This window comes from Actinoalloteichus sp. GBA129-24, from assembly GCF_001941645.1.
Lineage (GTDB): Bacteria > Actinomycetota > Actinomycetes > Mycobacteriales > Pseudonocardiaceae > Actinoalloteichus_A > Actinoalloteichus_A fjordicus.
In genome coordinates, this window is sequence record NZ_CP016077.1 from 19917 (window position 1) to 39053 (window position 19137).

15 protein-coding genes and 1 tRNA gene are annotated in these 19137 nt (G+C 68.6%); 6 read left to right on the forward strand and 10 right to left on the reverse strand.

Annotated elements, in window-relative coordinates; all coding sequences use genetic code 11:
* The first annotated feature begins 159 nt into the window (after nt 1-159).
* The gene (locus UA75_RS00095; RefSeq protein WP_318533343.1) at nt 160-900 is read left to right on the forward strand and encodes a rhomboid family intramembrane serine protease; all 741 of its coding nucleotides are present in this window, start codon (nt 160-162) and stop codon (nt 898-900) included.
* 284 nt (nt 901-1184) lie between these two features.
* Here the strand turns inward: UA75_RS00095 and crgA are convergent, their stop codons facing one another.
* On the reverse strand, nt 1185-1451 hold the full coding sequence (crgA, locus tag UA75_RS00100; RefSeq protein ID WP_075737789.1) for a cell division protein CrgA: 267 nt from the start codon (nt 1449-1451) through the stop codon (nt 1185-1187).
* Nucleotides 1452-2663: 1212 nt separating this feature from the next.
* Here crgA and UA75_RS00105 point away from each other — a divergent pair.
* The 3 genes from UA75_RS00105 to UA75_RS00110 all read left to right on the forward strand — a co-directional run bounded on the left by UA75_RS00105 (nt 2664) and on the right by UA75_RS00110 (nt 4938).
* Nucleotides 2664-4010 carry a class E sortase gene (locus tag UA75_RS00105; RefSeq protein ID WP_232251143.1) on the forward strand — a complete coding sequence of 449 codons (1347 nt, stop codon included), beginning with the start codon at nt 2664-2666 and terminating at the stop codon, nt 4008-4010.
* Between the two features lie 27 nt (nt 4011-4037).
* Nucleotides 4038-4214, forward strand: coding sequence for a hypothetical protein (locus tag UA75_RS33655; RefSeq protein ID WP_198042886.1), 177 nt, complete (start codon nt 4038-4040; stop codon nt 4212-4214).
* Between the two features lie 82 nt (nt 4215-4296).
* A complete protein-coding gene (locus tag UA75_RS00110) occupies nt 4297-4938 on the forward strand; it encodes an aminodeoxychorismate/anthranilate synthase component II (RefSeq protein ID WP_075737791.1) in 642 nt (213 codons plus the stop codon).
* 34 nt (nt 4939-4972) lie between these two features.
* Here the strand turns inward: UA75_RS00110 and UA75_RS00115 are convergent, their stop codons facing one another.
* The 9 genes from UA75_RS00115 to UA75_RS00155 all read right to left on the reverse strand — a co-directional run bounded on the left by UA75_RS00115 (nt 4973) and on the right by UA75_RS00155 (nt 15623).
* Complete coding sequence (locus UA75_RS00115; protein WP_157433910.1) at nt 4973-5245, reverse strand: hypothetical protein; 273 nt, start codon at nt 5243-5245, stop codon at nt 4973-4975.
* Between the two features lie 100 nt (nt 5246-5345).
* Complete coding sequence (locus UA75_RS00120) at nt 5346-5750, reverse strand: nuclear transport factor 2 family protein (protein WP_075737795.1); 405 nt, start codon at nt 5748-5750, stop codon at nt 5346-5348.
* Nucleotides 5751-5927: 177 nt separating this feature from the next.
* Nucleotides 5928-7898 (reverse strand): Stk1 family PASTA domain-containing Ser/Thr kinase, encoded by a 1971-nt coding sequence (pknB, locus tag UA75_RS00125; protein ID WP_075737797.1) that lies wholly within the window; start codon nt 7896-7898, stop codon nt 5928-5930.
* Between the two features lie 101 nt (nt 7899-7999).
* Nucleotides 8000-9484, reverse strand: coding sequence for a protein kinase domain-containing protein (locus UA75_RS00130; protein WP_075737799.1), 1485 nt, complete (start codon nt 9482-9484; stop codon nt 8000-8002).
* Between the two features lie 3 nt (nt 9485-9487).
* A complete protein-coding gene (locus tag UA75_RS00135; RefSeq protein ID WP_075737801.1) occupies nt 9488-10954 on the reverse strand; it encodes a peptidoglycan D,D-transpeptidase FtsI family protein in 1467 nt (488 codons plus the stop codon).
* A complete protein-coding gene (locus tag UA75_RS00140; RefSeq protein WP_075737803.1) occupies nt 10951-12396 on the reverse strand; it encodes an FtsW/RodA/SpoVE family cell cycle protein in 1446 nt (481 codons plus the stop codon). Before UA75_RS00140 ends, UA75_RS00135 begins: the two co-directional genes overlap by 4 nt.
* On the reverse strand, nt 12396-13832 hold the full coding sequence (locus UA75_RS00145) for a PP2C family protein-serine/threonine phosphatase (protein ID WP_075737805.1): 1437 nt from the start codon (nt 13830-13832) through the stop codon (nt 12396-12398). The genes UA75_RS00140 and UA75_RS00145 overlap by 1 nt, the downstream gene beginning before the upstream one ends.
* The gene (locus UA75_RS00150; protein WP_075737807.1) at nt 13829-14287 is read right to left on the reverse strand and encodes an FHA domain-containing protein; all 459 of its coding nucleotides are present in this window, start codon (nt 14285-14287) and stop codon (nt 13829-13831) included. Before UA75_RS00150 ends, UA75_RS00145 begins: the two co-directional genes overlap by 4 nt.
* Nucleotides 14288-14423: 136 nt before the next feature.
* Entirely contained in the window at nt 14424-15623 is a 1200-nt protein-coding gene (locus UA75_RS00155; protein ID WP_075737809.1) for a DUF3662 and FHA domain-containing protein, read from the reverse strand.
* A 138-nt stretch (nt 15624-15761) separates the two neighbouring features.
* Here UA75_RS00155 and UA75_RS00160 point away from each other — a divergent pair.
* Both UA75_RS00160 and argS read left to right on the forward strand, forming a co-directional pair.
* Nucleotides 15762-15847, forward strand: a tRNA-Leu gene (locus UA75_RS00160).
* Nucleotides 15848-17134: 1287 nt separating this feature from the next.
* Nucleotides 17135-18883 carry an arginine--tRNA ligase gene (gene argS / locus UA75_RS00170; protein WP_075737813.1) on the forward strand — a complete coding sequence of 583 codons (1749 nt, stop codon included), beginning with the start codon at nt 17135-17137 and terminating at the stop codon, nt 18881-18883.
* The last annotated feature ends 254 nt before the right edge of the window (nt 18884-19137 follow it).

The window sequence follows — 19137 nt, forward strand, 5'->3', positions numbered from 1 at the left end:
GGCGGGGGAAGCCCCTCGCTGCCGGGCTGTGCGCGGCACCCGGAGCGTCCGACGGGGCTGAGCTGCACTCGGTGCGGACGCCCGGCCTGTCCGGAGTGTCTTCGCGACGCCTCCGTCGGTTATCAGTGCGTCGACTGCGTCACGGAGGGGACTCGTGCGGTGCGCAGGCCCCAGACGCTGGCTGGTGCGGCGGTGGGCACCAGGCCGATCGTCGTTCCGGTCCTCATCGCGTTGAACGTGCTGGTCTATCTCATCACCGCTGCCCAGGCGGGCAATCCGATGCGCAACTCGGCATCGGCACTCTTCGACGCCTGGGCGCTGTGGCCGCCCCAGGTCGCCGCAGGGGAGTGGTGGCGGCTGGCCACCTCGGGCTTCCTGCACTTCGGTCTGCTGCACCTCGCGTTGAACATGTTCGCGCTGTGGGTGCTCGGTCGGGACCTGGAGGTCCTGCTCGGCAGGGCACGCTTCATCGCCGTCTACCTCGTGTCCCTGCTGGGCGGCGGGGTGGCGGTGTACCTGCTCGGTGATCTGGGCACTCAGGTCGCAGGCGCCTCCGGCGCGGTGTTCGGCCTGATGGGCGGCATCGCAGTCGCGGCGATCCGCCTGAAGGTCAACCCCAGGCAGGCGCTGATGGTCATCGGCATCAACCTGGTCATCAGCATCACCATCCCCGGCATCTCGCTGCTCGGACACGTCGGCGGGCTCGTGATCGGCGCCCTGGCCGTCGCCGGGATGGTCTTCGCGCCTCGGGACCGCCGCAACCTCGTCCAGATCGGCACGGTGGCGGCCCTGCTGGTTTTGATCGTCGCCCTGTTCTTCCTCCGCGACGCCCAGCTCGGTGAGTGGATGTGCGTGACGGGCGCCGACGGGCGGCCGGGTTGTGGGCGAATCGGCGGCTGACGCCGACGATCCTCGACGATCTCAAGCCGGTGGGCTCACCCGAATGGGTGAGCCCACTCTTGTGTTGTGGACAAGTAGGACCTTCTACCGGCGCTTGTGCCGAAATGCTCAAAGTTATCCACAGGAGTTGTCCCCACTGGGGATGACTTACACGGCTGTGGTTCGACGACCCCGTGTGCACGGCCCAGTCGTGGGCGTAGTGATCTTCATCAGAAAGAGCGCGGCCCGGATGCACGTCGCATCCGGGCCGCGATCACTCTCAGTGCTCTTGGGGAGACCTTCGCTCAACGCCACCGCATGGTCATCAGCAGGCCGGTGATCATGAGTGCGAAGCCGATGGCGAAGTTCCACGCTCCGAGCTCGGCCATCAGCGGGATGCGGTCCCCGGCGATGTAGTTGACGATCAGCCACAGGAGGCCGATCAGCATGATCCCGAGCATCACGGACACGTAGACCGGATGCGAAGGACCCACCGCCTTCACCTTCACCGGCGTGCGCTTATCCTGCGGAACGGTGTAGACGTCCTTCTTACGGACCTTGGACTTCGGCATCGTGTCCTCGCTGGCGTCGACCGGTGTTGCTCGTCGTCATCACGGAATGTGGCCGTCCAGTCTACGCCTGGTGATAAATCGCAAGGTGGACGCCTCGATCCCGCAATCACGTTAACGTAGTCGAGGCCTTCAGCGAAGGACAGGTGTACCCGTCGAGCATGTGGTGCCTGTGACGGCGACGATGGAGCCGTCCGCATCGCAGGCCGGTTGATCCGCCCGCGAGGCCCACGACGGCCTGCGCAGTGCGACCGGTGTCTCTCGACAAACGGACACGATGACAACAGACGTGTGTTTACGCTGCTGGTGCAGAGCCGCAGAAGTCGGAGTCCAGGAGGTTTCGTGGTGAGTGAGTTCCCGCCGGAGCGGGACGACTACGCCCCCCGCACGCGCGCTCCGCAGACCACGCAGGACGAGCCGCACCGGGCTGCGCCGCGTCCCCATCGCGCCGCCGCGCCTGGTCGCAGGCACGCCGCCCGCGAGGCACCGGACGATGGCCGCCCCGGCGGTGGTGCAGGCAGGCATTCGTCGGGCACCTGGGAGGCGCCGGGTCCTCCCCAGCCGACTCGTCCGCCGGGCGATGCTCCTCGGGGGTACAACGAGGAGCCTCGCCGGGTCTCCGAGGCTGAGCCTCGCCGTGTCCCCGAGGCTGAGCCTCGCCGGGTCTCCGAGGCTGAGCCTCGCCGTGCTCCCCAGCGCCCACCGCGACGCGCTGCCGAGGGAGGCCTGCCCCCCGAGGGTGGATTCCGTCCCGAGGCAGGCCGTCCCGCCGGGGGCGGCGGTCGTCGGCGTCGCCCCGAGCCGGACGAGCAGCCGGCGCCGCGCAGGGCTCGCCGGGAGCAGCCGGACCACCCCGTCGCGCCGGAGACGTCTGCGACGGCGCTGTCGGCCGCGTCCCCCGATCACGCCTGGCCGCAGACGGGGCGACTGGAGACTCCTGAGTCGCAGGCAGGCCCCCGGCGCGGACCTGGACCACGCCCGGCCGCGCCACCGCCCGGCGGAGCCCAGCAGCAGCCCGCCCGTCGTCCTGTCGAGTCGCCGACGGGCAGGCGCACCCGGCCGCCGCAGGCCGCTCCGCTCGCGTCGGAACCGCCCGCCAGGCCGCGTCGGGGCGTGGAGCCTCGGGAGGAGCGGACTCACTCGGACCCGTGGCCGGGGTCTGCGGCGCTGATGGGCGGCGTGCTCCCCGTGCCAGGCTCGGATGAGCCGCGCGGGATGCCGTCGGGCCAGGCCGGACCGAGTCAGGCCGGACCGGGACAGCCGCCGCCCGGCCCCGGAATGCCGGGGCAGTCGGGACAGCTCTCGCCGCCGAACCCCTCGATGCGGTCCGATCCGGTATTCCCGCCGCCGCAGCCCGGCGGCCAGGACGGTCTGGAGTCGAGGCTGGGCTCGCGGCTCGACGGCGATCTCGATCTCGACGACGGCGAGCGGTCTCGTCCGCCGCTTGAGCAGGACACAGGCATGCCGACCCGGCAGATCCCGCAGGTGGCCCGCCAGGCAGGGCCGCCGATGCAGGCAGGCGCTCCGATGCAGGCAGGCCAGGGCAGGCAGCAACCTGCCGAGGCGGTCACCGAGTTGATCGCCCCGGTGGAGGACCAGGACGCCGAGACCTATCACGAGGACGACTACGACGACGATCGCCACGGCGATCACGACGACGAGTACCCCGACGATGATCTCGACGAGGAGCACGAGGCCGCGGCACAGGCCGCTCCCCGGCGGCGGCCGAAGAAGAAGCAGGCCCCGGCACGGAAGAAGGACAGCGCAGGTCGGATCATCGCGCGCTCCGGCGGCGAGCTGATGCTGACCGCAGGCTTCGTAGTGCTGCTCTTCGTCTTCTACGAGCTCTTCGTGACCGGCTGGTTCACCTCGGCGCGGCAGGCACAGGCCGACTCGCGGATGGAGGAGCAGTGGCAGGCGGGCGACAACGAGCGCGGCGCGGGCCTCGATCCGATGGAGGGCGAGGCGTTCGCTCGCATCTTCGTGCCCAAGTTCGGCCCTGACTACCAGTACAGCATCGTCGAGGGCACCAGCGACGCCCACCTCGAGGTCGGTCCCGGTCACTACATCGACACGGCGATGCCCGGTGAGCGCGGCAACTTCGCCGTGGCCGGACACCGGGTCGGCTGGGACTCGCCGTTCAACAACCTCGACCTGCTGGAGAGCTGCGACGCCATCGTCATCGAGGGCGCCTCCGAGTGGTTCGTCTACCGCGTGCTGCCCATGGAGAGCGAGATCGCGGACTGGGAGAACACGCGGGCCAGCAGGCCGGAGTGCACCGACGTCCCGTCGCTGGTGGACCCGACGGTGGACGGCGGCGGCGCCTACGGGAACACTCCCGGCAGGCAGATCGTCACCCCGAGCCAGGGCGAGGTCATCCTGCCGGTGCCGAGTAACCGAGGCGCCGAGGTGGCCGAGGCCGATCAGCGCGCGTTGATCACGCTGACCACCTGTCACCCGAGATTCTCGGCGCGGGAGCGGATGATCATCCACGGTCTGTTGACCGCTCAGTACCCGAAGGACGGGGAGGGAGCTCAGCTTCCGCCTGAACTCAGCCAGTGATCAGCGACGAGAGTAAGCGGGGACGACGTGTACGGCTGGATCTGGCGACACCTGCCGGGACCGCTCGTGGTCAAGATCATCGAGGCCTTGGTGCTGTTCGCCATCGTGGTCGCGGTGTTGTTGTTCATCGTGTTCCCCCTGGTGGCGCCGATGCTGCCGTGGAACAACGTGGACCTGCCCACCGACTCGAACACGGTGGGCTGACGCGGGGGCGAGGTCGGCGACCGGGCCGGTCGCGCGGGCGCAGCACGGCGGAGCGGGCTTGACGCTCGACTATCCTGACGGAGTGCGCATCCTGGTCGTCGACAACTACGACAGCTTCGTCTTCAACCTGGTCCAGTACCTCGCCCAGTTGGACGTCGAGGTGCTGGTCAGACGCAACGACGTCGTCGAGCCTGCCGATCTCGACCAGGTGAGCGGCGTGCTCATCAGTCCCGGTCCGAGCACTCCGGAACGAGCAGGGCAGAGCATCGACGTCATCCGACGCTGCGCCGCGCGCTCGCTGCCGGTGCTCGGCGTCTGCCTGGGTCACCAGGCGATCGCCGCAGCCTGGGGCGGGGTCGTCGATCGCGCCCCCGAACTCCTGCACGGCAAGACCAGCCAGGTTCACCACACCGGGGTCGGGGTGCTCGCCGGGCTGCCGCAGCCGTTCACCGCCACCCGATACCACTCGCTGACCGTCCGTCCGGACACCGTTCCGGATGCCTTCGAGGTGACGGGGCGCACCGAGTCGGGGGTGGTGATGGCGATCCGGCATCGAGAGCTGCCGATCGAGGGCGTCCAGTTCCACCCCGAGTCGGTGCTCACCGACGGCGGGCATCGGATGCTGGCGAACTGGCTGGCCGTCTGCGGCCGGACGGTTCCGGCGGCACTGGTCGACGAGCTGGAGCGCGGCGCCCGCACGATCGCGGCGGCGGCGCACGCCTGACGCACCACGGCCTGCCTGTGGGTCAGTCGCGACCTCACCTAGGGCGCGAAGCATGCTGCCTCGGCCGGGGCACCGGGATGGACCGTGCCCTGATCCGGGCCTGAATCCGAGCGACCGCGCCCCGCAGTGCGGTCGCCAGTGTCTGGACGGACTCTTGATCCAGTATCAGGACGTCGGTCTCCGAGGAGCTCAGTTCGATCCGATCCTCGACGACACGCACCGCGACCCGACACGGCCTGCCCTGTGCATCTCGGCAGAGCACGTCCGGCAGTGTCTCGCCGCTAGGCGGGATGATCTCTGCTGCCATCGCGCACACCTCCTCCGCCAACGCCGGAGCCGCCTGCCGGTCCGGTCGTGTCAGCGTGGTGCGGAGTCCGCCCGGTCGCAACAGGAGGATGCGCGACTCGTCACGGTGCGGGGAGGCTGGCCTGCCAGGCCATCCGCAGCGGATGGGTGTCGTAGACGATGCGCAGCTCGGCGATACGGCCGGTGTCGTCGAGCGTGATCACGTCGATGCAGTCGAAGGTGGTGGCGGTGTCATCCGGGAGGCGCCAGTCATAGCGGAATCGAACGGCCGCGCACCGCGGGTCGGTGACGGAGAGGTAGACGTCGATCGGCGTGATCATCGATCGCGCGGTGGTGGCGGCGAGTTCCGGATAGAACTCGCGTGCCGGGATCGCTCCGTTCATCGGTGAGCGGACCACCCCGTCATCGGTGAACAGCTCCAGCACGCCCGCCACATCACCGGCGGCGAGCAGCTGAAGATACCGATCGATGGTCCGCCGCGCCTGTTCCTCCGCCGTGGACACCATGACACTGGAGCGTACTGGGACCGAGGTCCGATCCGTGTCTCGCCCGGTCGGCCACCGTAGCCGGGGCGGCGGCTCGGTCTGCGGCCGTCCGCCTCGTGCGTCGCCCAGCAGGGACGACGCAGGGGACGTCCCGGGCATCCCCGAAACGTCCCCTGCGGTGGGATCACATCCGATCGATCACGGCGGGTCGAACGAGGGCCCGCCACCGGTCAATCGCCCGACGCCGACCGTCACCGAGGCACTCCTGCCGAGCGGTTCGCCGGTGTTCACCGACTGATCCACGACGCGGCCGATCTGCTCGATGTCGTCCACGCCCGTCGTCTGCTCCGTGAACGTGCCCTCCCAGCCCAGGTCCCGCAGCCGCAGCTCCGCCTCCTCGGGCTCGAGCAGGCTCAGGTCGGGCATCGTGATCTGGTTGCCGCGCGACACCTGAAGGGTGATGGTCGTCCCCGGATCGACGGTGGAGCCCGCCGGGACGTTCTGCGAGAGGACCTCGCCCTCCTCCGCCACGCCGTCGACGTCTTCCCGCCGCACGTCCAGCTCGGCGCCCTGCAGGTTTCCGGCTGCCACGTCGTACTGCTGGCCGACGACATTGATCACCGAGACCTGCTGAGCAGCCACCCCGAGGGTGATCTGGACGCTGGTGTCCGCTTCGACCTCCTGGTCCGCAGGCGGGTCCTGCCCCACGACGAGGTCGACCAGACTCTCGTCGTCGACCTCCTCGCGCCCGTAACTCGGATTGAGCTGCAGGCCCACCTCACGAAGCGCCCTGCCCGCATCCTCGGCGGACATGCGCGACAGATCCGGCACCGTCGAGGTGCCGGGTCCGAGCCCGAGGGTGATCGTGACGGACGAGCCCTCGTCGACCGAGCTACCGGGCGTCGGATCGGTGGCCAGGACGGTGCCCGCATCTTCTGCGGTCGACTCCTGGCCTTCGCCGATGTTGATGCGCAGACCGGCAGCGGCCAAGGCGCTCCGAGCGTCCTCCTCGGTCATCCCGACCAGATCGGCAGGCACCTCCACCTGCTGAGTCGGCGGCGCCTCGTCCTCACCCGAATTGAAGAACCCGCTGCTCGTCAGATACGCGGCCAGGGCGATGATCCCGACGCACAGGACGGTGATGAGGGCGGCGACCAGTCCCTTGCGCCTGCGAGCGCGGCGTTCCTCCTCCTCGTCGTCGGCGAGGTCGTAGTCCTCCTCGACCGGCGGGGGCGGCCGACGACGCCTGCCCGGCTGGGGCGAGTCCTCGGCCCCGCCGAGCATCGTGGTGCGTTCCTCGTCGGTCATCACCATCGGCGCGTTCGGCCGCTGACCCGACAGCACTCGAATCAGGTCGGCACGCATCTCCGCCGCCGACTGGTACCGGTTGGCCGGGTTCTTGCTCATCGCCTTGAGGATGATCGCGTCCAGGGCGGGCGTGATCTGGTCGTTCACCTCGGACGGCCGCCGGGGGTCCTCGCGAACGTGCTGGTAGGCGACGGCCACCGGCGAGTCACCGGTGAACGGCGGCTCCCCGGTCAGCAGCTCGAACAGCACGCAGCCCGCCGCGTAGACGTCACTGCGGGCGTCGACGGCCTCGCCGCGAGCCTGCTCCGGCGACAGATACTGCGCGGTGCCGATCACCGCCGCGGTCTGGGTGACGGCGGCCTGGCCGTCGTGCAGGGCACGAGCGATGCCGAAGTCCATCACCTTCACGGCGCCGGACTTGGTGATCATGATATTCGCGGGCTTGACGTCGCGGTGGATGATGCCGTGCCGATGGCTGAAGTCCAGCGCGGCGCTCGCATCGGCCATGATCTCCATCGCGCGGCGGCCGGTGAGCGGGCCGTCGCCCTTCACCATGTCCCGCAGCGTCCGGCCGTCGACGTACTCCATGACGATGTAGGGGAGCGGACCGTGCTCGGTCTCCGTCTCGCCCGTGTCATAGACCGCGACGATCGCCGGGTGATTCAGCGCCGCCGCGTTCTGGGCCTCCCGACGGAAGCGAAGCTGGAAGGTGGGGTCTCTGGCGAGGTCGGCGCGCAGCACCTTGACGGCCACATCGCGGCTGAGTCGGACGTCCCTGCCCATATGGACCTCGGACATGCCGCCATAACCGAGTGTGTCACCCAGTTCATAGCGGTTGGAGAGCAGTCGCTGCGTGCTCATTACTGCGTCGTCCCGATCCTCGATAACGGTCGTCTCATCATGCCGGGTCGCCCGGCTCGATGCCGAGTCTGTCTAGCCTGGCCCCTTGGTGGTACATCGGATCAAGCACCTCCAGGGCTACACCGCACGGTGATCTCGGTGCCAGGCGGCAGCGGACCACTCGGTTCAACGGACGTCACCATGCAGGTACGAGGGGATTCCACGGCCTCCCCGTCGACCGACGACAGGGTCGTCCTCATCTTGAGTTCGGCGAGCATCACCTCAGCCCGTTCGGCCGGTCTGCCCTCGAAGTCACTCGGTGCGATCTCGACGAGATCGAAGTCCTCGACCGCCGGTTCCTCCGTCGGCTGACGGTCTCCCGGTGAGGGCAGCGACGGTAAGACGTCCTCGCCGGACACGGCGGGGCCGGTGCCGCCCGCCCCGCCCTCGGCGCCCGACGTCGACTGAGCGCGACCGTCCTCCAGCATCGAGTTCACTCCCCAGACGGTCAGCGCGACGATCGCGACGGTGAGGACGGCGATGACCACCCAGAGCACCGCGCCGCCCCGCCGTCGTTGCGGCATCGGGCCGGGGTGGTGATACCCGACCGGCGGGGGACCCATCGGGACTCCGCCGTGCCCCGAGGCCGGCGGTACGTTCGGGACGGGCTGCGCGGGCATCATCATGTTGCCGGTGTGCACCCGAGGGATGTTCCCCGTCACTGGACCGGTCTGAAGCGCCATCGCCAGTCCGGACGGCGGCGGCAGCGGATGTCCCGCCCGGACCGCCGACACCGCGGCGGCGAACTCACCCCCGGTCCGATACCGCCGACGCGGGTCCTTGACCAGGGTGTTCTCGATGAGAGTCCGGGCGCCGATCGGCACGTCCGGTGGGAGCGGCGGCACGTTCTCCCTGATGTGCATCATGGCGACGGTGACCGCGTTGTCCGAGACGAACGGCCGATGCCCCATCAGACACTCGTAACCGACGACCGCCAGCGAGTAGACGTCGCTCGCGGGCTCCGCCTCGCCGCCCAAGGCCTGTTCCGGTGCGATGTAGTGGGCGGTGCCCATCACCATCCCGGAACGGGTGACCGGTGCGGCGTCGGCTGCCTTGGCGATGCCGAAGTCGGTGAGCTTCACCTTTCCGTTCGGCGTCACCATGATGTTGCCGGGTTTGACGTCCCGGTGGACGTAGCCCCGTTCGTGGGCGGCCTGTAGTGCCTGACCGGCCTGCTCGAGCATGTCCAACGCCCGATCGGCGTTGAGCCTGCCCTGGTTCGCGAGGATCGCGGCGAGCGGGTCGCCCTCGACCAACTCCATCACCAGGTACGCGGTGTCCTCGGGCCCGTCGGGCACGGCGGCGGTCTCGCCGTAGTCGTGGATCGCCGCGATGTTCGGATGGTTCAGCGAGGCCGTGGTGCGGGCCTCGGTGCGGAATCGATGCAGGAACTCGGCATTGCCGCAGAGCTCCGGCTTGAGCACCTTGACCGCGACCTTGCGGTCAAGTCGGGTGTCCGCCGCCTCCCAGACCTCGCCCATGCCGCCGACCGCGATCCGCCTGCCGAGTCGGTAGCGGTCCGCGAGGAGCTGCCCGGACGTGAGCACAGCTCAGCCACCTCCGAGCCCGGCGCCGATCACTGCCCGGCCAATCGGAGCGGCCACTCGGCCGCCGGTGGCACCCTGGCCGACGTTGCCGCCCGCCTCGACGAGCACCGCCACCGCGACCTGCGGATCCTCGGCGGGGGCGAAGGCGACGTACCAGGCGTGCGGGTTGGTCGCATTCGGATCGACGCCCCACTGGGCGGTACCGGTCTTCGACGCGATCGTCACGCCGGGGATCTGGCCTTCACTGCCTGCGTGGGCCTCTGCGGCGATCATCATCTCGGTGAGGCTCTGCGCCACCTGCGGCGACATTGCGTCCTCGACCTCGTCCGGCCGGGTCTGATCCAGCTCGTCGAGTTCGGGGGATCGAATCGTCGAGACCACGTGCGGCTGCATCCGGGTGCCCTCGTTCGCGATCGTCGCGACCATCATCGCGTTCTGCAACGGAGTGACCCGGACGTCGCGCTGCCCGATGCCGGTCTGGAACGTCGCAGGCCTGTCGGACATCGGTCCCAGTTCGGACGAGGCCACCGTCATCGGGATCTCGAGATCCGGATCACTGAAGCCTAGCGCCTCGGCCTTCTCCTGAAGGACCTCCGGGCCGAGTTCGTCGGCGAGCTCGCCGAAGGGCACGTTGCAGGACTCTTCGACCGCCTGGAGCAGGGTGGCGTTCCGGCCGTTGCCGCAGTCGTTGTTGTTGAAGTTGGGCAGCATGGTGTTGGTGCCCGGCAGCTGGATCGAGGATGCCGGGTTGACCGCGCTGTCGGCCGTGTAGCCGTTCTCCAGCGCCGCCGCCGTGACCAGCAGCTTGAAGGTCGACCCGGGCGGCTGGGTCTCCGAGATCGCCCGGTTGTGCAGCGGGCGGCCCTCGTCCTCCTCCAGCCTCGTGATCGCCTCGGACCTTGCCTCGGAATCCAGTGTGGCCAGGTCGTTGGGGTCGAAAGTGGGTGTCGAGACCATAGTCAGGATACGGCCGGTGTCCGGCTCGATCGCGACGACCGAGCCGGTGAGCCCCTGGTCGGTCATCATCTGATAGGCGGTCTCCTGCATCCGCCGATTGATGGTGAGCTCGACCATGCCGCCCCTGGCATCCCGACCGGTGATCAGGTCGGAGAGCCTGCGGACGAACAGCCGGTCGTCGGAGCCATTGAGCACCGGGTCCTCGGCGCGCTCCAGTCCGGTGCGGCCTGCAGGCGAGTAGTAGCCGGTGATCGGCGCGTAGACCGGGCCGTCGGGGTAGGTCCGCTGGTAGGGGTAGACGTTGTCGCCCGTCTCCACGACGGTGGCAACCGCCTCGTTACCGACGATGATGTCGCCGCGCTGGCGTGCGAGCTCCTCGGTGAGCGTCCGGCTGTTGCGCGGATGAGCCCGCAGCTCGTCGGACCAGATCACCTGGATGTAGGTCAGGTTCGCCAGCAAGGCGACGATCATCAACATCACGGTGAGTGCGACTCGACGGATCGGAGTGTTCATGTCGGTCGAGCCACCATTTCCGTGTGCGCCTCCGCGATCGGCGCCTGCTTGGGTTTGGGCTTAGATGGCGGCGGAGGCCTGCGGGCCGCGTCCGAGATGAGCAGGAGCAGCGCGATCAGGATGTAGTTCGCCAGCAGCGAGGAGCCGCCGTAGGACAGGAACGGGGCGGTGATGCCGGTGGACGGGATCAGTCGGGTGGCCCCGCCGACCACGATGAACACCTGAAGGCCGATGATGAAGGCCAGCCCGCTGGCCATCAGTTTGCCGAAGCTGTCCCGAACGGCCAACGCGGTGCGCAGACCTCGCATCACCAGCAACAAGTAGAGGAGCAGGACGGCGGCGACGCCGACGAACCCGATCTCCTCACCGATAGCCGAGATGATGAAGTCGGTCTCTGCCGCAGGGATCAACGTGGGCCTGCCGCCGCCCAGTCCGGTGCCGAAGATGCCGCCGGTTCCGAGGCCGAACAACGATTGGACGAGTTGGTAGCTGTCCCCATCGGAGGCATCCAGCCTGCCCAACGGGTCGAGGAAGTTCAACACCCGGACCCGAAGGTGGTTGAAGAGCGGATAGGCGATGACACAACCCGCCGCGAAGAGGCTCAGCCCGATGACGACCCAGGACGCGCGCTCCGTGGCAATGTAGATCATCACCAGCACCAGGCCGAAGAACAGCAGCGAGGTGCCGAGGTCACGCTCGAAGACCAGGACGCCGACGGAGGCGGCCCAGGCCAGCAGCATCGGGGCCATGTCGCGCATCCGAGGGAATTCCATCCCGAGGAAACGACGGCCCGCCACGGTGAACAGGTCTCGTTTGGACACGAGGAAGGAGGCGAAGAAGATCAACAGAAGGATCTTGGCGAACTCCCCGGGCTGGATGCCCGCACCGCCGATCCTGATCCAGATCTTCGCGCCGCCCGCACCAGAGATGCTGTAAGGCAGGAACCCCGGCAGGGCCAGGGCGAAGAGCCCGACGAAACCACAGGTATAGCCGAAGCGCGCCATCATCCGGTGGTCCCTGACGAACGCCAGGACCAGCACGAACAGCACGATGCTGACGACCATCCACCCGATCTGACGGTTGACCAGCGCGTTGCGTTCCGGGGCGGCCGCGATCCTGGCGAGGTCGATCCGATGAATCATGATCAACCCGATCCCGTTGAGCAGTGCCGCGAACGGGAGGATCAGCGGATCGGCATACGGCGCCCACTTGCGCACCGCCAGGTGCGCGATGCCGAAGAGGGCGAGGAAGGCCACCCCGTTGTAGAGCAGCTGACTGGTCAGCTCCTGCTCCTGGTTCGCCTCCACCAGCACGTTGGCGATGGTGACGAGCAACGCGGCGAAGGCCAGCAGCAGCAGTTCGGTGTTTCGACGAGTGGGCATGGCAGGAGGCCGTGGCGCTGCCTGCCCCGGATTCGACGCGGCGTCGACCGGGTTGGCCATCAGCCCACCGTCCGACAGTCGACTCCGGGCTCCTGCACGGGCCGTGCGGTGCCTACCGCAGCGTCCTGCTTGGCGTCGTCCTGTGCCGAGCCGACCCGATCGCCGTCGTCCTGGCCGATCAGCGAGCTCGGTCCGGTCGGTGTCCCGGAGGGAGTGTCGGGCTCGGTCGACCGGCCCGCAGGCTCCGCGTCGTGCTGCGGCGAGGTCTCCTCGGTGCACGGCGGCAGGAGCTGTTCGGTGCGCAGCTGCTCGATCGTCTCCCTGGCATCGGCCAGGCTGCCCTGATTCACGATGCCGTTCCGGACGGTGCCCTGGTAGGCGGGCCGGAGATCGGTGATCTGAATCCGCTCGCAGTCCTCGCCCGCGTCTCCGCACGAGTCTTCGACCTGCCGATGCAGGGGAATCCCGAGCACGGTGCCGCGCACGCCTTGGAAGACGGCGACCTCGTCGTCGTCGTTGGTGCTGACGAAGTGCTGGCCCATCACGACCGAGTAGCCGAAGTATCCGCCGACGCCGAGGACGATCAGTACGGCCAGCAGCACCAGGAAGGTGCGCAGCCGCTTCCGCTTCGGTCGGGTCGGCTGCTCCGGCGGGGTCTCGGGCCGAGACGGCCTCGGCAGGGTCGTCGCCGAGGCGCGGGCCGCTGCCGAGTCCGGCGGCGGCTGCTGCTCGGAGCCGTCGCCCGCGGCGCCGCCCACGATGGGATCGTTCTCGCCGAACTCGACGTCGACGACGTCGGCGACGATGCACGTGACGTTGTCCGGCCCGCCGCCCTTGAGCGCCAGCTCGATCAACCGGTCCGCGCAGGTCTGCGGGTCCTGGATGCGCATGGCCTCGTCGAGCGTCTCCTCGCTCACCGGGCCGGAGAGTCCGTCCGAGCACAGCAGATAACGGTCGCCCGCTCGTGCCTCCCGGACGGTGAGCGTCAGCTCGACGTCGTTGCCGGTCAGTGCGCGGAGCAACAGAGAACGCTGCGGGTGATTCGCGGCGTCCTCCTCGCTGATCCGGCCCTCGTCGATGAGGGACTGGACGAACGTGTCGTCATGAGTGATCTGGGCGAACCTGCCGTCACGCAACAGATAGGCGCGCGAGTCGCCGACGTGGACGAGCCCCAGCCTGCTGCCCGCGAAGAGCACGGCGGTCAGCGTGGTGCCCATGCCGTCGAGGTCTGGATCACCCGCGACCAGTTCGTTGAGCATGCCGTTGCCGTTGCTCACGGCCTCGCGGAGTCGACCAAGCAGATCGTCGCCCGGCTCGTCGTCGTCGAGCGGGGCCAGTGCGGCGATGACGACCTTGCTGGCCACCTCGCCCGCAGCGTGCCCGCCCATGCCGTCGGCCAGGGCGAGAAGTCGTGGGCCTGCGTATACGGAGTCCTGGTTGTTGGAGCGAACCAGGCCTCGGTCACTTCGGGCCGCATAGCGGAGGACAAGGGTCATGAGTGCAGCTCGATCACCGTCTTGCCGATACGGATCGGGGCTCTGAGCGAGACTCGGGTCGGACCCGTGACCTTCGCCCGGTCGAGGTAGGTGCCGTTGGTGGAGCCTAGATCCTCCACGTACCAGTCCGTTCCTCGGAGTACCAGACGCGCGTGCCGAGTCGAGGCATAGTCGTCGTCCAACACCAGCGTCGAGTCGTCGGCCCGGCCGAGTGTGATCGGCCTTCCGTCCAACGAGATCCGGGTGCCCGCGAGAGCCCCGTGGGTCACGACGAGCTGCCGAGGAGATCGACCACGACCCGCCTTCTGCGGTTCACGTCGTCCGCCGGGGACCTGCACTCGAAGCCCGGAGGCCGCGTACAGATCCGATCGGACGACCCGGAGCGCGGCCAACACGAACAACCAGAGCAGGGCGAGGAATCCCGCCCTGGTGAGCTGGATCACCAACTCTGGCATGACCGACCACCCCCGCTACGGAGGGGATATGCGCCTTCCACCGTTCTGGATGCTCCTACTCCATGCCGCGAAGTCTCGTGGTCGGGACTCCATGCCGCCCACCGAAGTCTCGTGGTCGGTCGTGCCTGCGGTGTCCTCAGCCCTGGCTGCGGAAGACCAGGGAGGAGTGGCCGATGCGGACGACGTCGCCCTCCGCGAGCTGCCAAGTCTGGACTGAATTTCCGTTGACCGTGGTGCCGTTCGTCGAGCCGAGATCTGCAAGGGTCGCACTCTGCCCGTCCCAGGTGATCTCCAGGTGCCGCCGGGAGACTCCCGTGTCGGGCAGTCGGAACTGTGCGTCCTGCCCCCGGCCGACGACGTTGCTTCCCTGCACGAGCGTATAGGTGCGGTTGGAACCGTCGTCGAGCTGCAGTGTCGCGGTGATCTGCCGAGGGCCGGTCTGCACGGCGGGGGGAGCATATCCGCCCTGCTGCTGGCCGTAACCCTGCTGCTGGCCGTAACCCTGTTGCTGCTGACCGTAGCCCTGCTGACCGTAGCCCTGGTCGTACCCCTGCGGCTGAGCGCCCTGGTCATAGCCCGGCTGCTGACCGCCCTGGCCGTAGCCCTGGTCATAACCCTGCGGCTGCTGGCCATAGCCCTGGTCGTAGCCCGGCTGGCCGCCGTAGCCCTGTGGCTGCTGGCCGTAGTTCGGGTCGTAGCCCTGCGGCTGCTGGCCATAGCCCTGGTCGTAGCCCGGCTGGCCGCCGTAGCCCTGCTGCTGCTGGCCGTAGTTCGGGTCGTAGCCCTGCGGCTGCTGCCCGTAACCCTGGTCGTAGCCGTACTGCTGTTGTTGTTGGCCGTAACCCTGCTGGTCGTAGCCGTACTGCTGCTGGCCGTACGGGTCGCTCTCGGGGTACTGCTGGCCGGGGGGCTGGCTCATGGGTGGGTCTCCTGCGTTGCGAGGTGGTGCCGCCTGGCTGCCCGCATCCGGGTCGACAGACGAACTGGTTCGGAACTGTCCCGTGTGCAGCGTTTCAGAGCGCTCCAGGGAGACTACGACGTCACCATAGGTATCCCACCCTTGTTCGGCGAGGTGCTCCTGGACGCAGTCGGCGAGTAGCTGCTTGACCCGCTGCTCGTCACCGGTGAGTCGCTCGTGGTCACTGGGTCCGAGCGTGACCACGTAGTGATTCGGTGCGAGCAGGCGGCCACCCGCGAGCTCCTGAACATGGCCGTCGGCCTCCCGCTGAAGGTTCTGAGCCAGCTCCTGCGGCACCACGTTTCCACCGAACACCCGCGCGAAGGTGTTCCCCACCATGCCTTCGAGACGGCGCTCGAAGCGCTGCACGAGGCCCACGGCATACCTCCACCCGATACGACTACTTGACCCGATCGTATCCGTGCGCGCAGCGGTCCACAGCCTCTAGTGCAAAGTGCCCCGCAGAACGTGTGCTACGCTTTCGCCGCACCCAGCAAGCAGGGGTGAAAGTCACTCGGGCGAGTGGCGGAATGGCAGACGCGCACGGTTCAGGTCCGTGTGTCCGCAAGGACGTGAGGGTTCAACTCCCTCCTCGCCCACCATGTTCGCTGGCCCTTGGGCCAGCTTTCCGGTTTTCCTTGTATCTACCGGGGGGCCGAGCCCCCCGAGACCCCCCACGGTGCCTGCTCCTCGGCCGTTTCTGTGGTTGCGGGTGTGTCTACTAGCGGGTGCCTGGGGCTCGGCCTTTGGCCTTCGTGTGCGGCCTTCGGCCTTGGCCGTCGGTTTCGTTGGTGCGTCGCCTTTGTCTGGGGCTCGGCCTTTGGCGCTCGTGGTGGTAGTGCTTCTCGTCCTGGCCTTCTCGTCGGGGGCGGGTTCAGGGTAATGCTTCGGGTGGCTGGTCGTCAGGGCTGAACGGGTGTTCTCTCGGCTGACGGTCCAGGCGCGGGCCCGGGCTGTGGTCTGTGCGGGTTTCTGGTTCGGGTGTGGTGTGAGGCCTGCGTGGATCTAGCCCTGGAACTCGAGTTCGTGTTGTGAGGGCTGGGACGGTCAGGGTCCGTCCTTTCCTACCTCTCAGGTGTCGGTTCAGAGGGCGTCTCGGTGGGCTTGGGTGACGGCTACGGAGCGGTCGCGAGTCAGCTGTCTGCCTGGGGATTCGCGTGGTTCGGGGTCGGTGCCGGGGCGGGTGCCTCGACGGGTCGGCCAGGATCGGAGGTCGCGGAAGGCCATGTGGCCGGTGCGCGGACCTGGAGCCACCGACGCCGGTCCTGACGTGAGCCCGCTCACGTGGCCAGGTCCCTCGTGGCGTTCATCACCGGCGGGATGAGTATGGCCCTGTGCGCCGACCAGCAGGAAGGGGCGAGCAGGCCCGTCCGGCCCGCCGACGGTCGGCGTGCCGTCCTGGTTCACGCCGCGTCGATCCGCTTGTCGGACGCCGTCGTGGTCAGGGTGGCCGAACCGCCCGGCGAGTGGCGTCATCGCGATCCGGGACTCGTCGATCCGGCCTCCGCCCGCGTAGGCCGGGTGATCGGCGGTCGGCTCGTTGATGACGTACGACGCGTCGGCGGTGCGGCCGACGGGCAGTTTCGCACCCGGCTCTTGGGAGGACCCCTCCTCGCCCCTCCGTCACTCGCCCGCCAGGAGTTCGACGGTCCCGTCATGCTGGTGATCTATCCCGGCGACCACGTACCCGTGGGGGCGAGGTCCTCGCCCGGCAAGGTCAGGGAGTCCCGGCTCAGGACCGCGTTCGACGACAGGACCCCCAGCGGACGATCAGCCGGGGTCGACGACGGTGCCGAGCGACGTCCGGACAACGGTCTCGCGGACGAGCTTGAGATACTCGTCTTGGACGGGTGTGCAGGTATGACGGAGAGAAACAGGAGGACGCCGGGGTGCTACAGGGCGATGTCGGGCTGGAACTCGGTGGTCGGATCGCGGCCGCGCTGCGCACGGCACTGGACGTGTCGATCACTCCTGAGGAAGCCCTGATCCGACCCTCCGGCAGAGCAGGCGTCGACTATCAGTGCAACGTGGCGATGAGCCTGGCCAAGCGGATCGGCCGGAAGCCGAGGGAGGTCGCGGAGGCCGCGGTCGAGCACTTGGCCGCAGACGACCTGGTGGCGAGCACCGAGATCGCAGGCCCGGGGTTCATCAACATCGTGCTCCGCGACGACTGGCTCGGCGACCGGCTGACCACCCTGCTCGGCGACCCGAGAGCAGGCGTGCCGGTGGTCGACGCGCCTCGGCGGTTCGCGATCGACTACTCCAGCCCCAACCTGGCCAAGGAGATGCACGTCGGCCACCTGCGGTCCTCGATCATCGGGGACGCCCTGCTTCGACTGATCGAGTTCATCGGCCACGAGGTCATCCCGCACAACCACGTCGGCGACTGGGGAACCCCCTTCGGCATGCTCATCGAGCACCTGCTCGACGAGGGCTGGACGGCGGACGGCGCTCAGACTTACGCCATCGCCGACCTGAACAGCTTCTATCAGCAGGCTCGCCTCAAGTTCGATGCCGACGCGGGCTTCGCCGATCGGGCCCGGCGGCGCGTCGTCCTCCTCCAGGGCGGCGATGAGCAGACCCTCGCGCTGTGGCAGGGGTTCGTCGACGAGTCCACCCGCCATTTCGAGGAGGTCTACCAGCTGCTGGGGATCTCGCTGCGGCGCGAGGACCTCTACGGCGAGAGCTTCTACAACCCGATGCTGGACGAGACGGTCACGGAGTTGACGGCCAAGGGGCTCACCGAGATCAGCGACGGCGCCGTCTGCGTCTTCCCGCCCGGTTTCACCAACCGGGAGGGCGAGCGGCTGCCGTTGATCGTCCGCAAGTCCGACGGCGGTTACGGCTATCCGACCACCGACCTGGCGACCGCGCGGTACTGGGCGGACGATCGCGCGGCGACCGACCTGCTCTACGTCGTCGGCAACCCGCAGGCCCAGCACTTCGCGATGGTCTTCGCCGTCTGCAGGCAGGCAGGCTGGCTGACCGAGAAGCATCGGGCCGAGCACGTGGGATTCGGCTCGATCCTCGGTTCCGACGGCAAGACGATCCGCACCAGGGCGGGCGGCTCGGTGAAGCTCGTCGAGCTGTTGAACGAGGCGGTCGAGCGGGCGGGTGCCGTGGTGGCGGAGCGCACCGAACTCGACGCCGAGGCCAGGGCGTCGGTGGCGCATGCGGTGGGCATCGGCGCGGTGAAGTACGCCGACCTCTCCAGCGATCGGGAGAAGGACTACGTCTTCTCCTGGGACAAGATGCTGGCCATGGACGGCAACACCGCCGTCTACCTCCAGTACGCCAACACGCGGATCCTGTCGATTCTGCGCAAGGCGGGCTCCCGGCCGGCACCCGGCACGCCGGTGAACCCAGCAGACCCGGCAGAGCGGGCGTTGGCGCTGGCGCTGCTGCGCTTCCCCTCGGCGGTGTCCGCTGCGGTGGAGGGCCTGGCGCCGCACCGCATCTGCGGGCACCTCTACGAGATCGCCACGGCGTTCTCGGGCTTCTACGAGCGGTGTCCGATCCTCGCGACGAACACGCCGGAGGACGTCCGGCAGTCGCGGCTGGTGCTGGCAGCGCTCACCTCGCAGGTGTTGACGCTGGGACTGTCCCTGCTCGGCATCGAGGCTCCCGAGCGACTCTGAGGTTCACCGGCTCCTTCATCTTTCGGGCTGTTCTCCTTGCATCGGGCCGACTCCGGCCCGATGCCTGCCCCGGCGCGTTACTCCGACTCGCGGAGTCCGACTCACACGAACGGCGGCATGTGGGGCCGAAGACCGCCTACCGGTTATCGACCGGTCATCGACCGCTCGCCGCCGTCGGTCGCATCGGCAGCCGGTAGTCGGTCGTCGCTTTCTCCTCAACTGGTACCCCTGCTCTGAGTAGAGCAGAAATGCGC

Excerpts from the sequence above, each read along its gene's own strand:
- crgA (WP_075737789.1), bottom strand. The coding sequence starts at position 1,451 with ATGCCGAAGTCCAAGGTCCGTAAGAAGGACGTCTACACCGTTCCGCAG.
- UA75_RS00105 (WP_232251143.1), top strand. The coding sequence starts at position 2,664 with ATGCCGTCGGGCCAGGCCGGACCGAGTCAGGCCGGACCGGGACAGCCG.
- UA75_RS00115 (WP_157433910.1), bottom strand. The coding sequence starts at position 5,245 with ATGGCAGCAGAGATCATCCCGCCTAGCGGCGAGACACTGCCGGACGTG.
- UA75_RS00120 (WP_075737795.1), bottom strand. The coding sequence starts at position 5,750 with ATGGTGTCCACGGCGGAGGAACAGGCGCGGCGGACCATCGATCGGTAT.
- pknB (WP_075737797.1), bottom strand. The coding sequence starts at position 7,898 with ATGAGCACGCAGCGACTGCTCTCCAACCGCTATGAACTGGGTGACACA.
- UA75_RS00135 (WP_075737801.1), bottom strand. The coding sequence starts at position 10,954 with ATGAACACTCCGATCCGTCGAGTCGCACTCACCGTGATGTTGATGATC.
- UA75_RS00140 (WP_075737803.1), bottom strand. The coding sequence starts at position 12,396 with ATGGCCAACCCGGTCGACGCCGCGTCGAATCCGGGGCAGGCAGCGCCA.
- UA75_RS00145 (WP_075737805.1), bottom strand. The coding sequence starts at position 13,832 with ATGACCCTTGTCCTCCGCTATGCGGCCCGAAGTGACCGAGGCCTGGTT.
- UA75_RS00150 (WP_075737807.1), bottom strand. The coding sequence starts at position 14,287 with ATGCCAGAGTTGGTGATCCAGCTCACCAGGGCGGGATTCCTCGCCCTG.